Below are 21,957 nucleotides of genomic sequence, written 5' to 3'. Positions count from 1 at the left end.
GCTATGGATCCTTAAATAATTCATCTTATATAAATGTCACCTAACTATTCTGTATTGATTTCGGTCTATTATAAAGAAAAGCCGATTTATTTGAAGTCTGCACTTGATAGTGTACTGAACCAAACGCTTCCTCCTTCTGAAATCATATTGATTAAGGATGGACCTCTCACTGTTGAATTAGAAAAAGTTCTATCTTCTTACGATACTAATTTGCTTAAAATTATTCCTTTGCCTAATAATTTAGGATTAAGCAAGGCACTTAATATAGGCTTAAAGCATTGTAGCTATGAGTTTGTGGCTCGTATGGATACAGATGATATTTGCTATCCATCTCGTTTTGAGAAACAAGTTCTTTTTTTGCAATCACATCCTACGATAGATATTGTGGGGGCCTATGCGACTAAAATTGACGAATGTGGAAATAATCTTGAAGAGGTTATAAAGGTTCCAGTTTCGCATGAGGATATTGTTCGTCTGGTCTGGACTTGTCCCTTGAATCATCCTACTGTGATGTATCGAAAAAATGCAATCTTATCAGTAGGTGGGTATAAACCTGATGCCGGTCCGCGTCAGGATGATTATGATTTATGGTTCAGGTGTGCAGAAAAAGGATTGCATTTTGCCAATATTTCGGAACCATTGTTGCATTATCGCTTCTTTGCTGACAGTGTGAGAAAAAACAGTATAGAAGTAGGGTGGCATAGAATGAAAATAGGTTTACGTGGCTGTAGAAGACTTCATTTGTCTTTCATTGCATATATTGGAGTTTGTATACCCTTTGTCCGTTCTTTATTGCCATATCCTTTAAATGTTTATTTTCAAGGGCTGATGAATCGCATGAATCCCCGTAAAATGAGAGAGTAAATAGGAATATCTTATATGCTATTTCTGGCAAGTAATAAATGACCTACCTTTGTCCTCGGTAAAGGCTTTGTCCCTAACTGGTAATCACGTTTCTGGTCAGTATATTTTATAGAATAATTCCATGAACATATTAATCACTGGAATCCACGGCTTTGTGGGCTCCAATCTTGTTGTTGCCCTAAAGGAACGTCATAGCCTTTACGGGCTGGATATTGTCGCTCCTGAAAAGGAGGGGGTGGTAAAGACTTTTTTCTGGAAGGATATTGAACCGGCTTCTTTTCTGATGTGGGATCTTCCTGAATTCGATGCCATTATTCATCTGGCTGGTAAAGCCCATGATATGAAAAATCGGTCCGCAGCCCAATCCTATTTTGATATCAATACGGGATTGACCCAAAAGATATTTGATTTCTTTCTGGAATCGTCTGCGAAGAAGTTCGTATTCTTCAGTTCTGTGAAAGCCGCTGCAGACAGTGTGGTGGGTGATATGCTGACTGAAGATGTGGTGCCTGCTCCGGTAGGGCCTTATGGGGAAAGTAAGATAGCTGCCGAGAATTACATCCTTGACAAGTTGAAGGTTGAGAATGGGAAATTGAAAGCTAATCCTTATGATGACAAGCAGGTTTATATCCTGCGTCCCTGCATGATTCATGGTCCCGGTAACAAAGGCAATCTGAATCTTCTTTATAATGTGGTGAGGAAAGGTGTTCCCTGGCCTTTGGGGGCTTTTGAGAACAGAAGGTCTTTTACTTCGATAGACAATCTCTGCTATGTGGTGGAAGGTCTTTTGACCAAGGAGGTAGCGAGTGGTATCTACCACATGGGAGATGACGAAGCCTTGTCCACGAATAAGCTGATAGCTTTGATGTGTCGGGCTTTGGAGCGCAAGCCGCATATCTGGAAGATAAACAGAGGACTGATGGAATTCTGTGCCCGGCTTGGGACTCTGCTCCATTTGCCTTTAAATGAAGAGCGTCTGCACAAGTTGACTGAGAATTATGTGGTGAGTAATGCGAAGATAAAGGCTGCCCTGGGTATTGACAGAATGCCGGTGAGGGCAGAGGAGGGGATAGTGAGAACGATAAAATCGTTCTCAAATATAAAAGTAAACAATTAAAAATTAAAGAGGAAAATACTGTTATGTATTATCTGATTATATTGGTTCTGCTGTTTTTAGCAGAACTTTTTTATTTTAGAATAGCTGATAAGTGCAATATCATCGACAAGCCCAATGAGCGGAGTTCCCATACGAAAGTGACTTTACGCGGTGGTGGGATTATTTTCTATTTCGGGGCGTTTGCCTATTTCCTGACGAGTGGCTTTGAATATCCCTGGTTCCTGCTTGCCTTGACACTGGTGACGTTCATCAGCTTCGTGGACGATATAAAATCCACCGGACAGATGACAAGACTGCTTTTTCATTTCTCTGCTATGGCTATGATGTTTTATCAGTGGGGGCTGTTCTCCTTGTCCTGGTGGTGGATAGTCATAGCCTTGATAGTCTGTACGGGCATCATCAATGCCTACAATTTTATGGATGGGATTAATGGGATAACGGGAGGTTATTCTCTGGTTATTCTTGCTGCGTTGGCCTATATCAATAAGGAGGTGGTTACTTTTGTAGAAGCGGATTTCATCTATACCGTTATCTGTTCCGTTCTAGTCTTCTGCTTCTTCAATTTCCGCAAGCGTGCCAAATGCTTTGCGGGTGATGTGGGTTCTGTGAGCATTGCCTTCATCCTTCTTTTTTTGATAGGAAGACTTATCATTAGAACGGGTGATTTCAGCTGGATAGTTCTTTTGTCCGTTTATGGGGTAGACAGTGTATTGACTATCATTCACCGCCTGATGCTTCATGAGAATATCGGGCTACCGCATCGCAAGCATCTGTATCAGATTATGGCGAATGAGCTGAAGATTCCCCATATAATGGTTTCTTCTATTTACATGGCAGTACAGGCAATCATTATCGTAGGATATATAATGTGTTTAGGTTACGGTTATTGGTATTTGACAGGTATAATTCTTTTGCTTTGTTTTTCTTATACCTGCTTTATGAAGAAGTATTTCGGATTGCACCAGTCTACGTGAGTAATACTGAAATGATGATTAGTAAAATAATGAAAGGCGATGGAGACTAAAATCTCCATCGCCTTTCGTCTTATTTTTGAAATATAAATCGTACCTTTGTCATATACCAATCAGGTTATAATAATAACATGGAACAGATGCGTAAACTGCCGATTGGCATACAGACTTTTGAGGAAATACGTAGGGATGGTTATCTCTATGTAGATAAGACGGCTATGGTTTATCAAATTGCAAATGTAGGTAAACCTTATTTCTTGAGCCGTCCCCGTCGTTTTGGCAAGAGTCTGCTTCTTTCTACCTTTGAAGCCTACTTTCAAGGACGCAAGGATCTGTTTCAAGGTTTGGCCATCGAACAGCTGGAAAAGGAATGGGAAGAATACCCGGTTTTGCACTTGGATTTGAATGCCCGGAAATATGAAGCTGCTGCTGACTTGACGGCTATGCTTAATCAGTATCTGGAGAAATGGGAGCTGCTCTATGGTCAGGAGAAGAAAGACCGTAGTCCGGAAGAGCGTTTTGCTTACGTGATAGAGCAGGCATGCATGCAGACAGGAAAGCAGGTTGTTGTCCTGATTGATGAGTATGACAAGCCATTGCTTCAAGCGGTCTTGGATGAGAACTTGCTGGATGAGTATCGGAAAACATTGAAAGCATTCTACGGTGTCTTGAAGAGCGCTGACCGTTATCTTCGTTTTGTTTTCCTGACCGGAGTGACCAAGTTTGCGCAAGTAAGTGTGTTCAGTGACTTGAACCAGCTGAATGATATCAGCATGAAGTCTCCTTACGCTGCTTTGTGTGGTATTACCAAAGAGGAGTTGGTGAAAACCTTTCTGCCGGAACTTGAGAGACTGGCTAAACGAAGAGGGATATCTTTACAAGAAGTGATTGATTTGATGGAACGTCAATATGATGGTTACCATTTTCATCCGGAAGGTGTAGGAATGTTCAATCCGTTCAGTGTATTGAATGCTTTTGATGCAGAAGAGATGGGGTACTATTGGTTTCAGACCGGCACACCTACTTACTTGGTTGACTTGCTGAAGCAGAGTGATTACGATATACGTCTATTGATAGATGGAGTGGAAGTGCTGGCTTCCGCTTTCTCTGAATATCGTGCGGAAAAAAATAATCCTCTTCCGATGATTTATCAAAGTGGTTATTTGACCATAAAAGGGTATGATGATGATGTGAAGCTATACACTTTAGGCTTTCCGAATGATGAGATACGTTACGGCTTTCTGAATTTTCTGGTTCCTTTTTATACTAAAGTTACTGATGATGAGACTGGTTTCCACATCGCTAAATTCATGCGTGAATTGAAGAGTGGGGATGTGGAGGCGTTTATGGAGCGTCTTAAGATATTCTTCTCCGGTATTCCGTACGAGTTGAGTGATGATACGGAACGTCATTATCAGGTTATTTTTCATGTAGTGTTTACTTTGCTGGGACAGTTCATCCGGTCTGAGGTTCGCAGCAGCCGCGGCCGTGCGGACGCGGTAGTTCATACCCCTACCGCTATTTATGTTTTTGAGTTCAAACTGGACGGTACAGCCGACGCAGCTCTGAAGCAAATAGATGAGAAGGGGTATCTGATTCCTTATACCTTGGATGGCAGGAAATTAGTGAAAGTAGGTGTGAACTTCAGTAAAGAAACACGGAATATTGATGAATATATTGTCGTAGAGGAATAGGAACGAACAATCCTATATATGGAAAAGGCGATGGAGATTCTATTCTCCATCGCCTTTTCCGTATTATAGTATTTCACCTTATTTCTTCATTCTCAGCACCCGTATTCCCGTCCATTTATTATTGTCTTTCAGCATTTGGGACAAGGGGACTTTGGAGACGACCACTTTCTTGTCGGTAGAGGAAGCGTGTACCAGCAGGAGTTTGTTATCCGCATAGAAAGCGATTCCCATGTGGGCTACATCCAGCCCCGGAGTGTTGGTGGTGATGGCTATGATATCGCCGTCTTTAATCCACGGGAGACCATCGGCGGGAAGTTTGGCTTTGGGAAGATAGTGAACTTCCTTGCCGGACAAGGATTGTTCAATCTTCTTCATTTTGGCTACGTTCTCCGGCGAATTGGCCAGCTGCTTGTAAAGTTGGGGATGGGAAGACATGTAGGAGATAGACAACCGTTCGGTGTCGGGACTCATGGCGCCCGTTACATCTTGAAGGAAGCCGTTGCGTACGCCATTGTTTATCCAGTCGGCAATATAATGCAGGCGGGAAGTGTACCCGTCGATTTTACCGTCACGGTAACGGATTTTTTGCAGGTTATCGGCGAAAGCGCTTTCCGAGATGTCTCCGTCGGCCAATTTGGGGGTAAGCGTCTCTGCCAGTACATATTCCACCAGCGTGGTACAGTCTACTTCATCGCAGTTGATGACGAGTTCTTCGGGACCATCTGCCTCCAGCGTATGGGCTACGTATGGCACATCCAGATACTTTATTCCATTGCTCAACATATCTTTCCCTCCCTGGGCAGAAACGGAAGTTACCATGGCTGCGGCGCAGAGGGCGCTGAACATAAATTTAGTCATTGTTTTCATTTTTCTCTCTTTTGATTATTATTGTTCTTAAACGTAAAAAGGATGCAGCAAATTTACTACATCCTTTTTATAAAAGCTTAATCCGGAGGGATTAAATTCAATATTGCTGGATTAAATATTTATAATCCTCCTTTTTATCGAACGGAACAAGGGAGAAACTGTATTCAATGGCGTTCTCTTTGCCCGGACGAATCAGATAGGGTTCATGGGCGGTTGCGCCCCAACTGTCGTCTCCACCGACACCCATCATGCGGTAATCAATGAATAAATCGACCATCTTTTCCGGCAGAGGGTCGGTGAGGTGGCGGTGATGGGTCTTTTCGGTACGCGGGGTACCGTTGTCAATTGTATCGCCGCTATCCATGCTTTCCAGGGAATAGTTGGAGGCGTTCAGCTCAAAAGTACGGTCGGCGATGAGCAGCAGGCCCCGTTGCGCCTTGTCGGTAAGGGCGCACCAATAGATATCCGTGCGATGGTTGTTCTCCTGCGGACGGACGTAAGGCTCGTACATATCCTTGACCGGGATGGCGTACTCTCCGATGAACTGGGAGGTACGGCGGTCTCGGTAATTCTCTTTCGGACCGCGGCCGTAGTAGGTCAAGTCTGTAAAACTTTCCGGTAACTGCATCCGCAGGCCTACACGCGGTATCATCGGAGCTTGGTCTCCTTCGGCCATGAACCGGTTGTCTACCTTGATGACTCCGCTGGCATATATCTTATAGGTGATGTCCCAACGGGCCTCTGTCTGCGGAAAACGGTAGGTCACCTTTACTGTCGTGGCATTGCTGCCCGGAGTCACTTGGAAACTTTCGGCTTTTGGTTCTTGATAGCTTGCCTCTTTCCAGGCTTTGAGGCGGACGGGGAGGTTGGCTCCATAATCATTGTCCGTCGGTGCACGCCAGAAGAATGGGCGGGGACCTTGACCGTTCAGTATGTACTCGTGCTTCTTGTATAAATAGGAGGTGAGCAGACCGCTTTGCTTGTCGAAGGTGGCTTTGAAGTCGGGACCGGAGAACGCCACCAAATTTCCCTCTTCCTTAGAAGTGGCGGGCTGCTGTGCCGTAGCCTCTTTCTTGTAGAAAGTATGGACGTAGGTCTGTTCGCGTGCGATGACCGTGCCGGCCGGGAGGAAAGGCTCTGCCGTCTTGATGGCTGCATAGAACTCGATACGCACATCTCCCGTTGTCTGTTTCTCTTTGGGTATGCCGTTCAGGAAGCCGGTGGTTACCGTCTTGCCCGGTGCGGCATGGATATTTTCAATCTTGCCACGGTAGACTTCCTTCCCGTGGTCGCGGATGATGTAGTAGAAGTCGTACTTGTCGAGATTGGTGAAGGAGAAATCATTGCGGATTTTCACGGTAGAAGTCTGCTTGTCGAAGTCGAGGAACTTGATGTTCTGGTAGACCTTCCCCATCTCTTCCGTCTGCGGCTTGACACTGCGGTCGGGGTATACCACGCCGTTGATGCAGAAATTGCCATCGGAGGGGGTACCGTTCTCGCCATAGTCGCCGCCATAGGTCCAGTATTTACGGTCGTCGTCTGTCTTGGCGGCAAAGCCCTGGTCTACCCAGTCCCAGATACAGCCGCCCTGGAGGATAGGATATTTCTCGATGATGTCCCAGTAGTCCTGGAAGTTGCCGAGGCTGTTGCCCATGGCATGGGCATACTCGCAAAGAATGAGGGGACGCGTCATCTCCTTGTTCCGGGCATACTTTTCCAGATAGGAAGGGGAAGCGTACATCGGGCAGTAGATGTCCGTATTCCATTCCAACAGTGCGCGTTCATACTGGATGGGACGACTGTCGAGCGTCTTCAAGGTGTTGTAGGTAACGTAGAAATTCAATCCGTTTCCGGCTTCGTTGCCCAGCGACCAGATGATGACTGACGGATGGTTCTTGTCCCGTTCGTACATATTCATGGTACGGTCGAGGTGGGCATTCATGAAGAGCGGATTGTTTCCCAGCGTGCCGCCTACACGCAGGTCGTAACCCATGCCGTGGCTTTCTATATTGGCTTCGTCGATGACGTAGATACCATATTCGTCACAGAGTTCGTAGAAACGTTCCTGCTGGGGATAGTGACAGGTGCGGACGGTATTGACATTGTATCTCTTCCAAAGCTCGAAATCTTTCTTCATCAGTTCTTCGGAGACATAGTGACCGGTATTCTCGTTGTGTTCGTGATAGTTCACGCCTTTCACGAGGATAGGTTGTCCGTTTACCAACAGTTGCTTGTCCTTGATTTCCACTGTACGGAAACCTACTTTGCAGCTTGTCGCTTCAATCACATCTCCGTTCGGGCGCTTCAAGCTGACGACGAGGGTATAGAGGTTGGGCGTTTCGGCTGTCCATTGCAGGGGTTCCTGGATGGTCTTCTTGGTGAATTCCACTTCCGTTTGGTCACCGCTGACCTGAGTAGAGGACTGGGCTATCTGCTGGTCGTTCTTGTCCAGCAGGCGGTAACCAACGACAAATGGGGAATTTTGTCCGCTTTCATTGGTAAACTGCACCTTTACCTTGAGGATACCGTTCCGGTAGTTCTCATCCAAAGGAGACTCCACCTTGAAGTCCGTGAGATGGATTTGAGGCTGGGCATATAAGTAAATGTCCCGTTCGATACCACTGATGCGCCAGAAGTCCTGGCATTCCAGATAGTTGGCATCGGAAAAGCGGTGTATCTGAATGGCAATGACATTCTTCCCTTTCTTGGCAATGGCGCTGACGTTGAAACGCGCCGGAGTCTTTGCATCTTTACTCATGCCTACAAACTTGCCGTTGAGGTAGTAGAAGGCTGCCCCGCGTACGCCGTCGGCACTCAGGAAAATTTCCTTATCGTCCCAGTCTCCCGGAAGAGTGAACTCGCGGCGGTAGGTGCCGGTGGGATTCCATTCTTGGGGAACGTATGGAGGATTGGGCTTGTCCCAATAAGGAGGATAGCCCGAAGAACAGAATTCATAAGGCTGGTTCACATAGATGGGCGTACCGAATCCCTGCAACTCCCAGTTTCCGGGTACATTGATGTCCGGCCAGCGGCTGGCGTCCACACGGTCCATCATGAAGTCCGTGGGGCGGTCGGCGAAGGTTTCCACATAATGGAATTTCCATTTCCCGTTAAGGGACAAGCGGAATGTTCCGTTCTTGCGGTCATTGATGACGGCATCAGCCTCCGTGACGTAGGAGGTGAACGTGCTGCGGGCAGGCTCCCGGTTGATGCTTGTCAGCTTGGGGTTGGTAATCTCTTCGTAGCGATTGTTCTCCTGAGCAGTCAGGGCAAAGGGAAACGCTGCGAGGCAAGTGAGTAAAAAATACTTTTTATTCATAATTGCTTTTATTTCTTTGTGGTAGGTTCAGAGACCGGGAATACGAGCCCTTCACGCAACCACTTCTCCAGTTCTTCCGTCCATTGACGCTTGTAGGTGAAGTTGTCCCGGAATCCCCAGCCATGTCCGCCGGTGGGGTAGGCATGCAGGCTGGCAGGTACTTTATGGTCGCGCAGGGCAAGGAAGTAACCGATGCCGTTGATGGGCGGCACTGCGTCATCGTCCGAAGAAAGCATGATGAAAGCTTGCGGAGTGCGTGGGGACACTTGCCTTTCGAGGGAGTATTTTTGTTCCAGTTCCTGAGATGGATTTTCTCCGATAAGGTTCTTACGGGAACCTCCATGGGTAACGCCTTTCTGCATGGAAATCACCGGATAGAACAAGATCTGGAAGTCGGGACGGGTCTTGTCACTGCTGTATAGTGTGGCAAGCGAAGCTGCCAGATGGCCGCCGGCAGAAGCGCCCATGATGCCTACACGCTGAGGATTGACACCCCATTCGGCGGCATGTTCGCGTACCATGCGGATGGCTTGTTCGGCATCGGAAAGGGGCACTTCATGGTGCCCGTTGGGCATACGGTATTTCAGTACTGCATAGGTGATGCCTTGTGTGTTGAACCAGGGAGCCATGTAGTGTCCCTCGTGCTTCATGGCCAGCCCCCCGTAGCCGCCTCCCGGACACATGATGATGGCCATGCCGTTGGGGTGGGAGGCAGGGTACACCGTAAGGGTAGGGGTGGTGACATCGGACACCCATTCGTTGTTATGGTTCTGTCCGGAATTGGTCAGTTCGTTGTTATTGGGGGCACCGTTGGGCCATAGGGGCAGCTCAACGGGCTTTTGTGCAGATAACATGGTCGCTGCAAATAGAAAAGATAAAAGTAGAATCTTTTTCATGTTCTTGGTATTTAAAAGTTATTTGGTTTTCATGGAAGCTTTGATGAGGTAGAATATCAGAATGGCATAAGCACCCAGCGCCAGCACTTCGGACCAGGTGTTCTGCAACCATGCATCGTTTACGAGGTTGATTCCTCCGAAACGCATGGCAGCACTTGCCACGCCCATCAATGCACCGCCGGCAATGAAACCGGAGGCAAGCAGGGTACCTTTCTCCCCGCGTTCGGCATTGAGAGCGGCATCCTTGCTGCGGCTGGTCACGTACCAGTTGATGGCACCGCCCACTACCAACGGAACATTCAGTTCCAATGGGATGAACATACCCAATGCAAATGCCAGTGCGGGAATCTTGCAGAAGTTGAGGATGACGGCCAGCACTGCACCGATGCCGTAGAGCAGCCAGGGCGCACCCACACCGTTCATCAACGGTTCGATAACGGCCGCCATGGCATTGGCTTGCGGAGCGGCCAGCTGTCCGCTGGTGAAACCGTATGTCTTGTTTAGGATAATCATTACACCACCTACGGTAGCGGCAGAAACGATGGTTCCGAGGAACTTCCAGGTCTCCTGCTTGGCAGGCGTGCTACCCAGCCAGTAACCGATTTTCAAGTCTGTGATGAAGCCTCCCGCCATGGACAGTGCCGTACATACAACACCACCCATCACCAGTGCCGCAACCATTCCTCCGGGACCTTTCAACCCTACGGCTACCATGACTACGGATGCCAGAATCAATGTCATCAGCGTCATTCCGGATACGGGATTTGTGCCCACAATCGCAATGGCATTGGCTGCCACGGTAGTGAACAGGAAAGCGATACCTGCTACCAGCAGGATGGCTACAATGGTATGTGTCAGGTCACCTTGCATCACATCGAAGTAGAAGAACAGAACAACCATCAGCAATGTGATGATGGAGCCGATGGCGATAATCTTCATGGAGATGTCCCGTTGCGTGCGCTTCACGCTGGCCTCTACATTGGATTTACCGCCCATTTCCTTGGCAGCCAGCCCTACGGCGCTCTTAATGATGCCCCAGGACTTGATAATGCCGATGATACCTGCCATGGCTATACCACCGATACCGATGCTCTTGGCATAGTATTTGAAAATATCTTCCGGAGCCATAGCGCCTACGGTTGCTGTGATTTCGGGGTTCCATTGGTTCAGTACGGAGTCTCCCCAAATCATGGACATACCGGGGATGATAATCCACCATACGGCCAGCGAACCGGCACAGATGATGGACGCGTATTTCAGTCCCACGATATAACCCAGACCGAGCACAGCAGCACCCGTATTAACCTTGAATACCAGCTTGGCTTTCTCGGCCAGCATTTCGCCGAGGCCGCATACGCGGGTAGTGAAATTCTCGTTCCACCAGCCGAAGGTTGCCACGATGAAGTCGTATAGACCACCGATGATACCTGCCATGAGTAATGGTTTTGCCTGGCTGCCGCCCTTTTCACCGGAGACGAGCACTTGTGTGGTGGCTGTTGCTTCGGGGAAGGGATACTTGCCGTGCATGTCGCTCACGAAATATTTACGGAAGGGGATAAGGAAGAGAATACCCAGCACACCTCCCAGCAGAGAGCTGATAAAGACTTGTGCAAAGGTAACAGTGATTTCTTTCGGATAGGTTTCCTGAAGGATATAAAGCGCCGGAAGGGTGAAGATGGCACCTGCCACGATGACGCCAGAACTGGCACCGATAGACTGGATAATGACGTTTTCGCCCAATGCGTTCTTGCGTTTGGCGGCACCTGATACGCCGACGGCAATGATGGCGATGGGGATGGCGGCTTCGAATACTTGCCCCACCTTTAGCCCCAGATAGGCGGCTGCGGCCGAAAAGAGAATGGCCATCAGAATACCCCATGTCACCGACCAGGCATTTACTTCTGAATACTTCTTGTCCGGGCTCATCAGAGGGTTGTACACTTCTCCCGGTTTCAGTTCACGGAACGCATTTTCCGGCAAGCCGGTAATAGGTTCTTCTTCTTGTTTCATAGGTTTTGTAGTTTTATGTTTTTCTTTAATAGACTTCAAAGATAGTGCAAACCGAATGCTGGATAAAATGAGCAAGCTCATTATTATTCTGCTGAGGTGCAGCCTATCTTCGCATTTTAGGCAAAGAAAGCAAAAAAAAAGGAGATTTAAAAAAATCTCCTTAATTCTGTATGGTAAAATGCTTATTTGGCATCTTTAGCGGTCATGTCCCCTTCGATAAACAATCGCATGATTTCCGTTTTGGCATTGGTGCGCAGGGTGATGGATTTCTTGAAGTGTCCGGGGTATCTTCCGGTTCCATTATAGGTTACTTTCACTGTTCCTGTCTTTCCCGGTGCTATCGGTTCTTGTGAATATTCGGGAACGGTACATCCGCAGGAAGCTACAGCTTGATGGATGACAAGCGGAGCATCGCCTACGTTCGTAAACTTAAAGGTGTAGCTGACTACCGGACTGTTTTCGGAGAATGTGCCGAAGTTGTGGGTGGTCTGTTCGAATTTGATGTCTGCCTTTCCTTGTGCATAGGCATAACCGATGCTCATAACCAGCATCATCATATAAAAAACGACTTTCTTCATGTTCTTATCTTTTTTATATTTCAACGGCGCAAAGGTAACCCATTTTCATTAAAATAATGCCTATGGTGTGCGAAATTGTATTAAATCGGGCTCAAAAGGCCTCTGGGCGAATGATAAGCAGGGAAAAATAGGGGAAGCGGATGGCCGCTATCCGCTTGCTGTCATTGATATACTTCTCTTCCGGAGTGCCAACATTCTCAAAATAGTGATACCGGTATTCGGGATGCAGGCGGATGCAGCGGTGAATCTCATCGGTGCATCTGGACAGCTTCATGATGACAACCGCACTGTTTTCGCTTGTCAGTCTTTCTATCTCTTCTGTCGTGACGATGCCGGGTATCACCGTCAGCCGTTCTTCCTGGCTGGCTACATGGAGCCCGCCCAATGCGCCGGCGGCAATGAAGGCGGGGATACCGGGGATGTGCTTCACGGGGATGCCGTCTGCCTGCAATTTGTCATATACATAGTGTATGGAAGAGTAGAATCCGGCATCTCCTTCGGCAACGATACAGACCTTCTTTCCTTGTTGCCGGAGGGTGGAGCTCTCCATATAGACCTCGTCGTAGGCGCTCAGGGCTTTTTCGCGCTGTTTGCTCATGGGGAGTGGAAAGCGGTGCACCGTGTTTTCCGGAATGTCGAGTTGCAATAGGATGTCGGCTGCGCGTGAAACTCTGTTTCCATCTTTGGCCAGTGTCTCGGGACAGAATATACAGTCGGCTGTCTGCAGGGCTTTCAAGCCTTTTACGGTAATCAGTTCCGGTTCGCCGGGACCGAGAGATACAAATATGACGGGGAACATTTGCATGAAGACATTAAAGGTTAAAAATTAAAGAACAGCAAAACGGCTACAAAAGTGGGGAAATAATCAGTAGCAAACAAGATATTCGCTATCTTTGTTATTTACTAAAACAATCTGTTTTTTATGGATTATCAACTGAACACCCGCTTGAATGGCAACATAGCCATGACTTCCAGCTACCATGAGCGTGCGTCGCTGCAACGTGACAAGACTCTGTATAAATTCATTTGGGTACAGAGCGGTACGCTCACTCTGGAAATAGACCATATCTCCATGCGCTTGGAAAAGGACGAAATCGTGACCTTGACCCCGTTGCATCACCTGGAGGTAAAAGAGGTGGACGGTGAATACCTGACGTTTGTATTCAACAGCAATTTTTATTGCATCTATGGACATGACAACGAGGTCTCTTGCAACGGATTCCTTTTTTATGGCTCTTCCAAGGTGATGAGACTGGCGCTTTCTGCCGGGCAGTCTTCCAACCTGCATGACATAGTCCGCATTTTCCGGCAGGAATCGGTCATTCATGACAATCTGCAGGAGGAGATGCTGCGCATTGTCTTGAAACGTTTCATCATTACCTGCACACGCATTGCGCGCCAGCTTTTCGGGGTGGGGCAGGAGAAGGAAAAGACGTTTGACATCATCCGGCAGTATTATGTGCTGGTGGACCGGCATTTCAAGGAGAAGAAGCAGGTGCAGGATTATGCCGATATTCTTTGCCGTTCTCCCAAGACACTTTCCAATCTGTTCTCGGCCTGCGGGTTGCCTTCCCCGTTGCGGGTGATTCATGAGCGCATTGAGGCGGAAGCCATGAGACTGCTGTTGTATACCCGCAAGAGCGCCAAAGAAATCAGCTCCATTCTGGGCTTTGAAGACTTGCCCGCGTTCAGCCGTTTTTTCAAGAAAATGACCGGCGAGAGTGTCTCGGACTACCGGAAAAGAGTGAAACGGGAAGAATTGCCAACTGTTGCGGAATAATTGCCATTTCGTACGTGGTGGAAAACAAGGAACTTTGCAAAAACAAAAATCAAGTCATATTACTGAAACCATTTAAAAAGTAGAACAAAGATGAAAACGAAATTGCAAAACTTGTTTATGGCTGCGTTGACGCTGGCCGCTTCCACTCAAAAGTTGGGTGTTAATTTGATTCGTGTAGCCATCCTGGTTATTTTCGTATGGATTGGTGGGTTGAAATTCTGGAATTATGAGGCTGAAGGGATTGTCCCTTTTGTGGCGAACAGCCCGTTCATGAGCTTCTTTTATACAAAGAGTGCCCCGGAGTACAAGGAGTATAAGCTGAAAGAGGGCGAGTTCAATGAGGCGAAACATCAGTGGCACGTGGAGAACAATACGTATGGTTTCTCTCACGGTCTGGGCATTCTGATTATGACCATCGGCATTCTGACATTTCTGGGGATATTCTCTCCGAAAATCGGACTGGCGGGAGCTGCACTGGCCATTGTCATGACAATAGGTACCCTCTCTTTCCTGGTGACAACCCCTGAGGTGTGGGTGCCCGACTTGGGAAGCGGGGAGCACGGCTTTCCGTTGCTGACGGGGGCAGGGCGCTTGGTCATCAAGGATACGGCCATTCTTGCCGGTGCCATTGTCGTACTGTCTGACAGTGCAAAAAGAGTATTGAACCAATTAAGGAAATAGACGTATGAAACAGTATGATGTCATTATCATCGGATTCGGCAAAGGCGGAAAGACATTGGCTGCCGAGTTGGCAAAACGGAAGCTGGACGTTGCCGTAGTGGAGCGTTCGGAAAAGATGTATGGAGGGACATGTATCAATATCGGTTGCATTCCCACAAAAACATTGGTGCATGCGGCAAAGCAGGCGGACAAAGACGCTTCTTGGGAGGTCAAGAAGGCATACTATCGTCAGTCCATTGCAAGGAAGGAAGAGGTCGTCTCTTTCCTGCGTCAGAAGAACTATCACAATCTGGCCGACAATCCTCATATAACGGTCTATACGGGTATTGGCTCCTTTGCAGGTCCGGATGTGGTGGAAGTTGGGATGGTGGAAGGGACATTACAATTGCAAGCTCCCCGGATATTCATCAATACGGGTGCCGAAACCGTCATTCCACCGATAGAGGGGATACAAGGTAACCCACGGGTATATACCAGCACCTCCATTATGGAACTGACTGAGCTGCCGGTACAGCTCGTCATTGTAGGCGGGGGATACATCGGACTAGAATTTGCTTCCATGTATGTTTCATTCGGTTCGCAAGTCACGGTGCTCGAGGGCTCTTCCGAACTGATATCCCGGGAGGACCGGGACATTGCGGACAGTGTCCGGGAGGTATTGGAACAGAAAGGAATCGTTTTCAGGCTGAATGCACGCGTGCAGTCCGTGAAAGACTCTGACGTCATTTACCGGGATGCGGTCACGGGAGAGGAACATCAGTTACACGCAGATGCCATCCTGCTGGCTACCGGCCGGCGTCCGAATACGGCTGGCTTGAATCTGCCGGCGGCAGGTGTAGAGGTGAATGAGCGCGGAGCCATTGTGGTAGACGACTATTTGCAGACTACCAACCCCAAGATACATGCTATCGGTGATGTAAAGGGCGGTTTGCAGTTCACCTACATTTCTTTGGATGATTACCGCATTCTGCGCGAAGACCTTTTCGGGGCGGGAGAACGCAAGGTGTCCGACCGTGACCCGGTGAGCTATTCGGTATTCATCGACCCGCCGCTTTCACGCATCGGGCTGAGCGAAGCGGAAGCACGCAAGAAGGGATTGAATATAAAGGTCAACAAGCTGCCGGTAGCCGCCATTCCGCGTGCCAGGACTTTGGGCGATACGAACGGACTCTTCAAGGTAGTGGTAGATGCCGATACGGACAAGATTTTGGGCTGCACGTTGTTTGGGCCGGAATCGAGTGAAGTCATCAACCTGGTGGCAATGGCCATGAAGACCGGGCAGGAATATACCTTCCTCCGTGATTTTGTCTTTACACATCCCAGCATGAGCGAAGCGCTGAATGACTTGATGGGCTTTTAAAGATTATTTAGGCACAATATCCACCAATTTGCGGGAAGAGCATTTGCGTATTTCCCCAAAAATGACGAATATTGTGCCCGAATTCTATAAACCCCAATAGTCATGACCCGGATATCTGCCATAGGCATTGCACTGCTGTGCATTTTATGCGTAACCTCTTGCGGCTTAAAATCAAGACAGACTACTACCGAATCTTCTTCCGAAACGGGCTATTCTCCGGTTACGACAGACACGGCAGCTACCATTGTACCGTGCTATGCCAAAGGCTATACGGTGAAATATCTTCCGCACCATGTCCGTCTGGTGGATATACACGACCCTCAAAAAGAAAGCAGCAGCACTTTCCACTATGCGCTGGTACCGAAAGGCATAAAGCCTGTCGGTATACCGAGCGACTATACGGTGATTGAAACGCCGGTAGAGCACGTTATGTGTATGACATCCCTGCAACTTTCCAACTTCATCCGTCTGGATGCCTGCGATTATGTGGTGGGCATCACCAGTACGCGCCATCTCTTCAACAAGGAGATGAACGAACGTTTGAAGTCCGGCGAGACCGTGAAGATTGGTATCGAAGGGAACTTTGATAATGAAGTGATAATGAGCATGAATCCGGATGTTATCTTTATCTCTCCTTTCAAGCGGGGCGGATATGATGCCATGCGGGAAATCGGTATTCCACTGGTTCCCCATTTGGGATATAAGGAGATGACCCCGTTGGGGCAGGCTGAATGGATAAAATTCATCGGCATGTTTATAGGCCAGGAAGTGGAGGCGAATGAAAAGTTTGCTGCGATAGAGAAGCGCTATAACGAATTGAAGGAGCTGGCTGCCAACGTGAAGAAGCGTCCGATGGTATTCAGCGGCGAGATACGGGGTGGCAACTGGTATGCAGTGGGAGGAAAGAGCTTTCTTGCCGAACTGTTCCGTGATGCCGGTGCGGATTATTTCTTGAAAGACGATCCCCGTTCGGGAGGTGTCACGCTGGATTTTGAAACCGTATATAGCCAGGCGGAGAGTGCCGACTATTGGCGCATTGTCAACAGCTATGACGGGACATTCACGTATGATGCCTTGAAGTCCCTCGACCCGCGTTATGCCGACTTCCGTGCGTTTCGTGAGAAGGGAGTGGTATACTGCAACATGCGTGAGAAACCCTTCTACGAAAGTATGCCCATGCAGCCCGAAATTGTATTGGAAGACTTGATACATGCTTTCCATCCCGATTTGTTGCCTGACTATAAACCGACTTACTACGAACTGCTGAAATGATAAAAAGACCCGTACTTCCGTTGATGTTGCTGACACTGGCATCTATCTTTCTTTTTTTCCTGCTGAACCTGCTTTTGGGGTCGGTTCACATTCCTCTGCGCTCCGTGTGGAACATATTGTGGGGAAATACGGATGAATCCGTTATTTGGCAGAATATTATCTGGAAGTCCCGCGTGCCCCAAGCGTTGACGGCATTGGTGGCGGGAGCAGGGCTGTCAGTCAGCGGTCTGCAGATGCAGACGGTGTTCCGCAATCCGCTGGCAGGGCCTTCGGTATTGGGCATCAGTTCAGGTGCCAGCCTGGGTGTGGCTTGTGTGGTATTACTGTCCGGGGCGATGGGCGGTGTGGCATTGAGCCGTTTGGGGTATATGGGCGAGGTTGCCTTGTCGGTTGCCGCCATTATCGGTGCGCTGGCTGTGATGGCGCTCATTGTCTATGTCTCCCAGAAGGTGAAGGGCAACGTGACGCTGCTGATAATCGGTGTGATGATAGGCTATGTGGCAAGTGCCGTCATCGGCGTATTGAAATATTTCAGTGTGGAGGAAGATATACGTGCATATGTCATTTGGGGATTGGGTAGCTTTGCCCGTGTTTCGGGCGACCAGATGGTGCTGTTTGTCTGCATCATGGCTGTGCTGCTTCCGTTGTCCTTCCTGCTGATAAAGACGATGAATCTGTTGCTGCTGGGCGATGGCTATGCACGCAATCTGGGACTGAACATCAAGCGGGCACGCCTGCTGGTTATCTCATGCTCCGGCGTGCTGGTGGCTATTGTAACGGCCTATTGCGGTCCGATTATGTTTATCGGATTGGCGGTTCCCCATCTGTGCCGTGCCATCTTCCACTCTTCGGACCATCGGGTACTGATGCCTGCCACATTGCTGGTAGGCGCTTCCCTGGCATTGGTCTGCAATCTGATAGCCCGTATGCCCGGCTTCGAGGGAGCTTTGCCGGTCAACTCGGTGACGGCACTGGTAGGTGCGCCGGTAGTGGCTTCTGTACTTTTTAGAAAACGGAAAGGAGAATTGAATGAATAAGGAAACCATACATATAGAGAATCTTTCCATCGGTTACCCCGGTAAGGGGGATGTGAAAGTGGTGGCAGACGGCATTTGCGCCGGAATTAACAGTGGTGAGCTGACTTGCCTGTTGGGAGCCAATGGAGTGGGGAAGTCCACGTTGCTCCGTACGCTGTCCGCCTTCCAGCCGAAACTTGGAGGAAACATATTTATTGAAGGAAAAGAGATAGGGGACTATACCGACAAGCAGCTTTCGCGCGTCATCAGCGTGGTGCTGACGGAGAAGTGCGATATACGCAATATGTCCGTCGTAGAACTGATAGGTCTGGGGCGTAGCCCCTACACCGGTTTCTGGGGAACCCTTTCGAAAGAGGACAAGATTGTGGTGGACAAATCCATCGCCCTGGTAGGCATTCCCCATCTGGCACACCGCATGGTGCATACGCTGAGTGACGGTGAACGGCAGAAGGTGATGATAGCCAAGGCGCTCGCCCAGGAAACTCCCGTCATCTATCTGGATGAACCGACAGCTTTCCTTGATTTTCCCAGTAAAGTAGAGATGATGCAACTGCTTCACCAGCTCAGCCGGCAAACGGACAAGACGATTTTCCTTTCTACTCACGACCTGGAACTGGCCCTGCAGATAGCGGACAAAATATGGCTGATGGACAAGGTGAACGGCGTAACTATCGGTACGCCCGAGGACCTTTCGTTGAACGGCAGCCTGAGCAACTTCTTTGCCCGTAAGGGTATTGCCTTTGATTTGGAAACGGGACTGTTCAGGGTAGCCAATGAATATACCTCCCAGATACGCTTGGCGGGCCACGGGCAGAAGTATGCCATGGTGCGCAAGGCACTCCAGAGAAACGGGATTCTGGCAAACCGGAATGTTGAATCGGAGATTTATATCGAAACCGGAGATTTGAAGGGAGACGGCAGCTTCGTATTCCATCGACCGGGCAAGGAGCCGGTAACAGTGTACTCCATTGAGAAATTGCTGCAAATAGTCTTGTCATTCCATTCCCTATGATGCACCATTCTGCAAAGGATAATTATGTCCACTTAACGACGACTCCGGTCCCCCGGCTGATTACGTCATTGGCTGTGCCGACCATCATCAGCATGCTGGTGACGTCCTTCTACAACATGGCAGATACCTATTTTGTGGGTAAAATAAATACCCAGTCTACGGCTGCCGTAGGTATCGTGTTTTCTGTGATGTCCATTATCCAGGCTGTGGGATTCTTCTTCGGTCATGGTTCGGGGAACTACATCTCCCGTAAGTTGGGGGCGCAGGAAACGGAGAGTGCCGAGAAGATGGCATCCACCGGCTTCTTTTTTGCCTTGTTTATCGGAGCGGCTCTGGCTGTGCTGGGATTGCTGTTCCTTACACCGCTTTCCCTTGCTTTGGGGTCGACACCTACTATTCTTCCGTATACGGAGCGCTATTTGGGAATCATTCTGCTGGGTACTCCTTTTATGACCGCCTCATTGGTGCTGAATAACCAAATACGTTTTCAAGGTAATGCGGCGTATGCCATGGTGGGGATTGTGAGTGGGGCGGTCATCAACGTGGTGCTCGACCCTATCCTGATTTTTGTATGCGATATGGGCATATCCGGTGCCGCACTTGCCACAGTAGTCAGCCAGATATGTAGTTTCATCCTTTTGCTATATATGGGGCGCAGAGGAGGAAATATACGTATACGTTACAGAAACTTTACGCCTACACTGGCTTTCATCAAGGAAATTATTGGGGGTGGAACTCCGTCACTCACCCGGCAGGGACTGGCAAGCGTGGCAACCATTTTGCTGAACGTGGCGGCCGGTGCATATGGTGACGCAGCTATTGCAGGGATGTCCATTGTGACGCGTATCTCTATGTTTATCAATGCTTTCCTAATTGGTTTCGGGCAAGGCTTCCAACCGGTATGCGGATTCAATTATGGTGCCGGGCTGTATGCCAGAGTGCGCCAAGGATTCTGGTTCTGTGTGAAGGTAGGCTTTTTCTTTTTGCTGGTTTGTGCGGTGGCAGGTATGGGATATGCCGAGGAGATTGTCTCCATCTTCCGCAAGGGAGACCCTGCTGTTGTAGCTACCGGTGCGGCAGCATTGCGCTGGCAGTTCATCACCTATCCGTTGGGTGCATGGATTGTGGTCAGCAACATGATGCTGCAGACTATCCGCAAGCCCGTACGCGCTACGATACTTTCCTCTGCCCGTCAAGGGCTGTTCTTCATCCCCCTCATCTTCATTCTTCCTTATTTCTTAGGACTGAAAGGGGTGGAGATGTGCCAGGCGGCGTCGGACATGCTGACCTTCTTCCTCGCCATTCCATTGACCTGCGGGGTGCTGGCGGAGATGAAGAGGAAGGAGGCGGAACAACTGCAACAGCGGCAATCTTGAAGTTTCTGCGTCCCTATTCAATTTTCACGGGAGCTATCGGTTGCCGCTTCACTTTATCGAGGGGAGCTGCATGGTACTCGATGCGCCCGAAGTCTATCTGTCTCAAATCAATGCTTCTGATTGTACTGTTGTACATGGTGCGATAGTAGATGATACCGTTTGTCATATCTGTGGCCGATGTCCATTGGGTGGCACTTGGAATATTGGCAGGAACCTGGCCGAGGGGAAACTCGATGCCTACGGGTATATCAAAGTTATTCAGTATCTGAAAACATTGGAGAACGGTTTCCTGTGCGGTATTCTGTGGTGGTGTAGAAGTCTGGTAGAAAGCGGCACGGATAAAGCGGGAAGGGGGAGTCACATCTCCCGGAATTCCCAAAAAGCCGCTTCCCGAACCGAAAGGGGCTATAGTCACATTGCCCAGCGATTTGCTTTCGGCACTGCCCGGGTAGAGGTTCACATAATTGTTTAAGTTGGTCATCTGCCAGTCAAAGCCGGGGGAGTTTGTCAATACTCCCAGTTTGTTTTCATAGAAACGGGGCTGTCCGTCGATGAACTCCAATACCAGTTGGCGGCCGGTCTTGTCTGCAATCCGCCAATGTACGGTGGAGGCGCGTGGGTCAATGGCTATGACCGTCACATTTTCAATAGCCTCCTTTACCTCGTCCACAGTAGAAAAGCTTCCCAACAGCCATGATACCAATTGTAAATCGGCTATGCTCGACGCTTTTCGTGTGGGGTCGTACTCCTCATATTTGCCATATCCGGGAAAGTAGAACAGCCCGGCGGAGAGCCCGGCTTCATTCAGACCTTCGGCCACGAACTCCTTTTGCTCCACTGCCAGGCCTACGTAGCCATAGCGTGAGGTGAACTCCATGCCGGACAGACTGCCTCCGGGTGTCAGTGATTGTTGCGAATAACCGCGCGGTACGATGACGTACTGGCTGTTCAGCTCACTGCCTCCCCATTCGATGGTGCGAGCTACGACGTGCGCATTGTCTTTGGCCGTCAGGGTGATACCGGTACATGCCTCTGCTGTTTGAGGGGCGAAGGTGAGGGCTGTCATTGCTGCCAGCAGGATAGGAATTCTTTTTGCCATATTATTCAGTTTATATTGTTGAGT

General features: G+C 48.9%; 18 protein-coding genes. 11 read left to right on the top strand and 7 right to left on the bottom strand.

What is annotated here, in order from left to right:
* Positions 1–33: 33 nt before the first annotated feature.
* The 4 genes from DWX62_RS05730 to DWX62_RS05715 all read left to right on the top strand — a co-directional run bounded on the left by DWX62_RS05730 (position 34) and on the right by DWX62_RS05715 (position 4,646).
* The gene (locus tag DWX62_RS05730) at positions 34–864 is read left to right on the top strand and encodes a glycosyltransferase (RefSeq protein ID WP_005829436.1); all 831 of its coding nucleotides are present in this window, start codon (positions 34–36) and stop codon (positions 862–864) included.
* A 121-nt stretch (positions 865–985) separates the two neighbouring features.
* The gene (locus DWX62_RS05725; RefSeq protein ID WP_005829435.1) at positions 986–1,981 is read left to right on the top strand and encodes an NAD-dependent epimerase/dehydratase family protein; all 996 of its coding nucleotides are present in this window, start codon (positions 986–988) and stop codon (positions 1,979–1,981) included.
* Between the two features lie 23 nt (positions 1,982–2,004).
* On the top strand, positions 2,005–2,955 hold the full coding sequence (locus tag DWX62_RS05720; RefSeq protein WP_057255928.1) for a glycosyltransferase family 4 protein: 951 nt from the start codon (positions 2,005–2,007) through the stop codon (positions 2,953–2,955).
* A 128-nt stretch (positions 2,956–3,083) separates the two neighbouring features.
* Complete coding sequence (locus DWX62_RS05715; protein ID WP_120137728.1) at positions 3,084–4,646, top strand: ATP-binding protein; 1,563 nt, start codon at positions 3,084–3,086, stop codon at positions 4,644–4,646.
* Positions 4,647–4,724: 78 nt separating this feature from the next.
* Here DWX62_RS05715 and DWX62_RS05710 read toward each other — a convergent pair whose 3' ends face one another.
* The 6 genes from DWX62_RS05710 to DWX62_RS05685 all read right to left on the bottom strand — a co-directional run bounded on the left by DWX62_RS05710 (position 4,725) and on the right by DWX62_RS05685 (position 13,115).
* Positions 4,725–5,513 (bottom strand): N-acetylmuramoyl-L-alanine amidase-like domain-containing protein, encoded by a 789-nt coding sequence (locus tag DWX62_RS05710; protein WP_005829430.1) that lies wholly within the window; start codon positions 5,511–5,513, stop codon positions 4,725–4,727.
* Between the two features lie 97 nt (positions 5,514–5,610).
* Positions 5,611–8,832, bottom strand: coding sequence for a glycoside hydrolase family 2 TIM barrel-domain containing protein (locus tag DWX62_RS05705; RefSeq protein WP_120137729.1), 3,222 nt, complete (start codon positions 8,830–8,832; stop codon positions 5,611–5,613).
* A gap of 8 nt (positions 8,833–8,840) precedes the next feature.
* The gene (locus DWX62_RS05700; RefSeq protein WP_120137730.1) at positions 8,841–9,728 is read right to left on the bottom strand and encodes an alpha/beta hydrolase; all 888 of its coding nucleotides are present in this window, start codon (positions 9,726–9,728) and stop codon (positions 8,841–8,843) included.
* An 18-nt stretch (positions 9,729–9,746) separates the two neighbouring features.
* Positions 9,747–11,738: an oligopeptide transporter, OPT family gene (locus DWX62_RS05695; RefSeq protein ID WP_120172645.1), complete on the bottom strand. Its 1,992-nt coding sequence runs from the start codon at positions 11,736–11,738 to the stop codon at positions 9,747–9,749.
* 182 nt (positions 11,739–11,920) lie between these two features.
* Positions 11,921–12,316 (bottom strand): DUF1573 domain-containing protein, encoded by a 396-nt coding sequence (locus tag DWX62_RS05690; protein ID WP_117599729.1) that lies wholly within the window; start codon positions 12,314–12,316, stop codon positions 11,921–11,923.
* Positions 12,317–12,407: 91 nt separating this feature from the next.
* The gene (locus tag DWX62_RS05685) at positions 12,408–13,115 is read right to left on the bottom strand and encodes a precorrin-2 C(20)-methyltransferase (protein ID WP_171030463.1); all 708 of its coding nucleotides are present in this window, start codon (positions 13,113–13,115) and stop codon (positions 12,408–12,410) included.
* A 123-nt stretch (positions 13,116–13,238) separates the two neighbouring features.
* On the opposite strand from DWX62_RS05685, the gene DWX62_RS05680 reads away from it, so the two are divergent.
* The 7 genes from DWX62_RS05680 (at position 13,239) to DWX62_RS05650 (ending at position 20,834) form a co-directional block, all read left to right on the top strand.
* Entirely contained in the window at positions 13,239–14,096 is an 858-nt protein-coding gene (locus tag DWX62_RS05680) for a helix-turn-helix domain-containing protein (RefSeq protein WP_035448396.1), read from the top strand.
* Positions 14,097–14,186: 90 nt separating this feature from the next.
* Entirely contained in the window at positions 14,187–14,777 is a 591-nt protein-coding gene (locus tag DWX62_RS05675; protein WP_005829413.1) for a DUF417 family protein, read from the top strand.
* A gap of 4 nt (positions 14,778–14,781) precedes the next feature.
* Positions 14,782–16,137 carry an FAD-dependent oxidoreductase gene (locus tag DWX62_RS05670; protein ID WP_120137732.1) on the top strand — a complete coding sequence of 452 codons (1,356 nt, stop codon included), beginning with the start codon at positions 14,782–14,784 and terminating at the stop codon, positions 16,135–16,137.
* A 102-nt stretch (positions 16,138–16,239) separates the two neighbouring features.
* Positions 16,240–17,409 carry an ABC transporter substrate-binding protein gene (locus DWX62_RS05665; RefSeq protein ID WP_009038557.1) on the top strand — a complete coding sequence of 390 codons (1,170 nt, stop codon included), beginning with the start codon at positions 16,240–16,242 and terminating at the stop codon, positions 17,407–17,409.
* On the top strand, positions 17,409–18,446 hold the full coding sequence (locus DWX62_RS05660; protein WP_034529853.1) for an iron ABC transporter permease: 1,038 nt from the start codon (positions 17,409–17,411) through the stop codon (positions 18,444–18,446). The genes DWX62_RS05665 and DWX62_RS05660 overlap by 1 nt, the downstream gene beginning before the upstream one ends.
* Positions 18,439–19,458 (top strand): ABC transporter ATP-binding protein, encoded by a 1,020-nt coding sequence (locus DWX62_RS05655; RefSeq protein WP_009038555.1) that lies wholly within the window; start codon positions 18,439–18,441, stop codon positions 19,456–19,458. The genes DWX62_RS05660 and DWX62_RS05655 overlap by 8 nt, the downstream gene beginning before the upstream one ends.
* Entirely contained in the window at positions 19,455–20,834 is a 1,380-nt protein-coding gene (locus DWX62_RS05650; RefSeq protein ID WP_005829402.1) for an MATE family efflux transporter, read from the top strand. The genes DWX62_RS05655 and DWX62_RS05650 overlap by 4 nt, the downstream gene beginning before the upstream one ends.
* 13 nt (positions 20,835–20,847) lie before the next feature.
* On the opposite strand, the gene DWX62_RS05645 is transcribed toward DWX62_RS05650, so the two are convergent.
* The gene (locus DWX62_RS05645) at positions 20,848–21,933 is read right to left on the bottom strand and encodes a choloylglycine hydrolase family protein (protein WP_005829400.1); all 1,086 of its coding nucleotides are present in this window, start codon (positions 21,931–21,933) and stop codon (positions 20,848–20,850) included.
* Positions 21,934–21,957: the final 24 nt, after the last annotated feature.

Source organism: Bacteroides sp. AF20-13LB, from assembly GCF_003603065.1.
Lineage (GTDB): Bacteria > Bacteroidota > Bacteroidia > Bacteroidales > Bacteroidaceae > Bacteroides > Bacteroides uniformis.
Note: the sequence above shows the minus strand (reverse complement) of the source record. Positions and strands in the feature narration are given on the sequence as shown.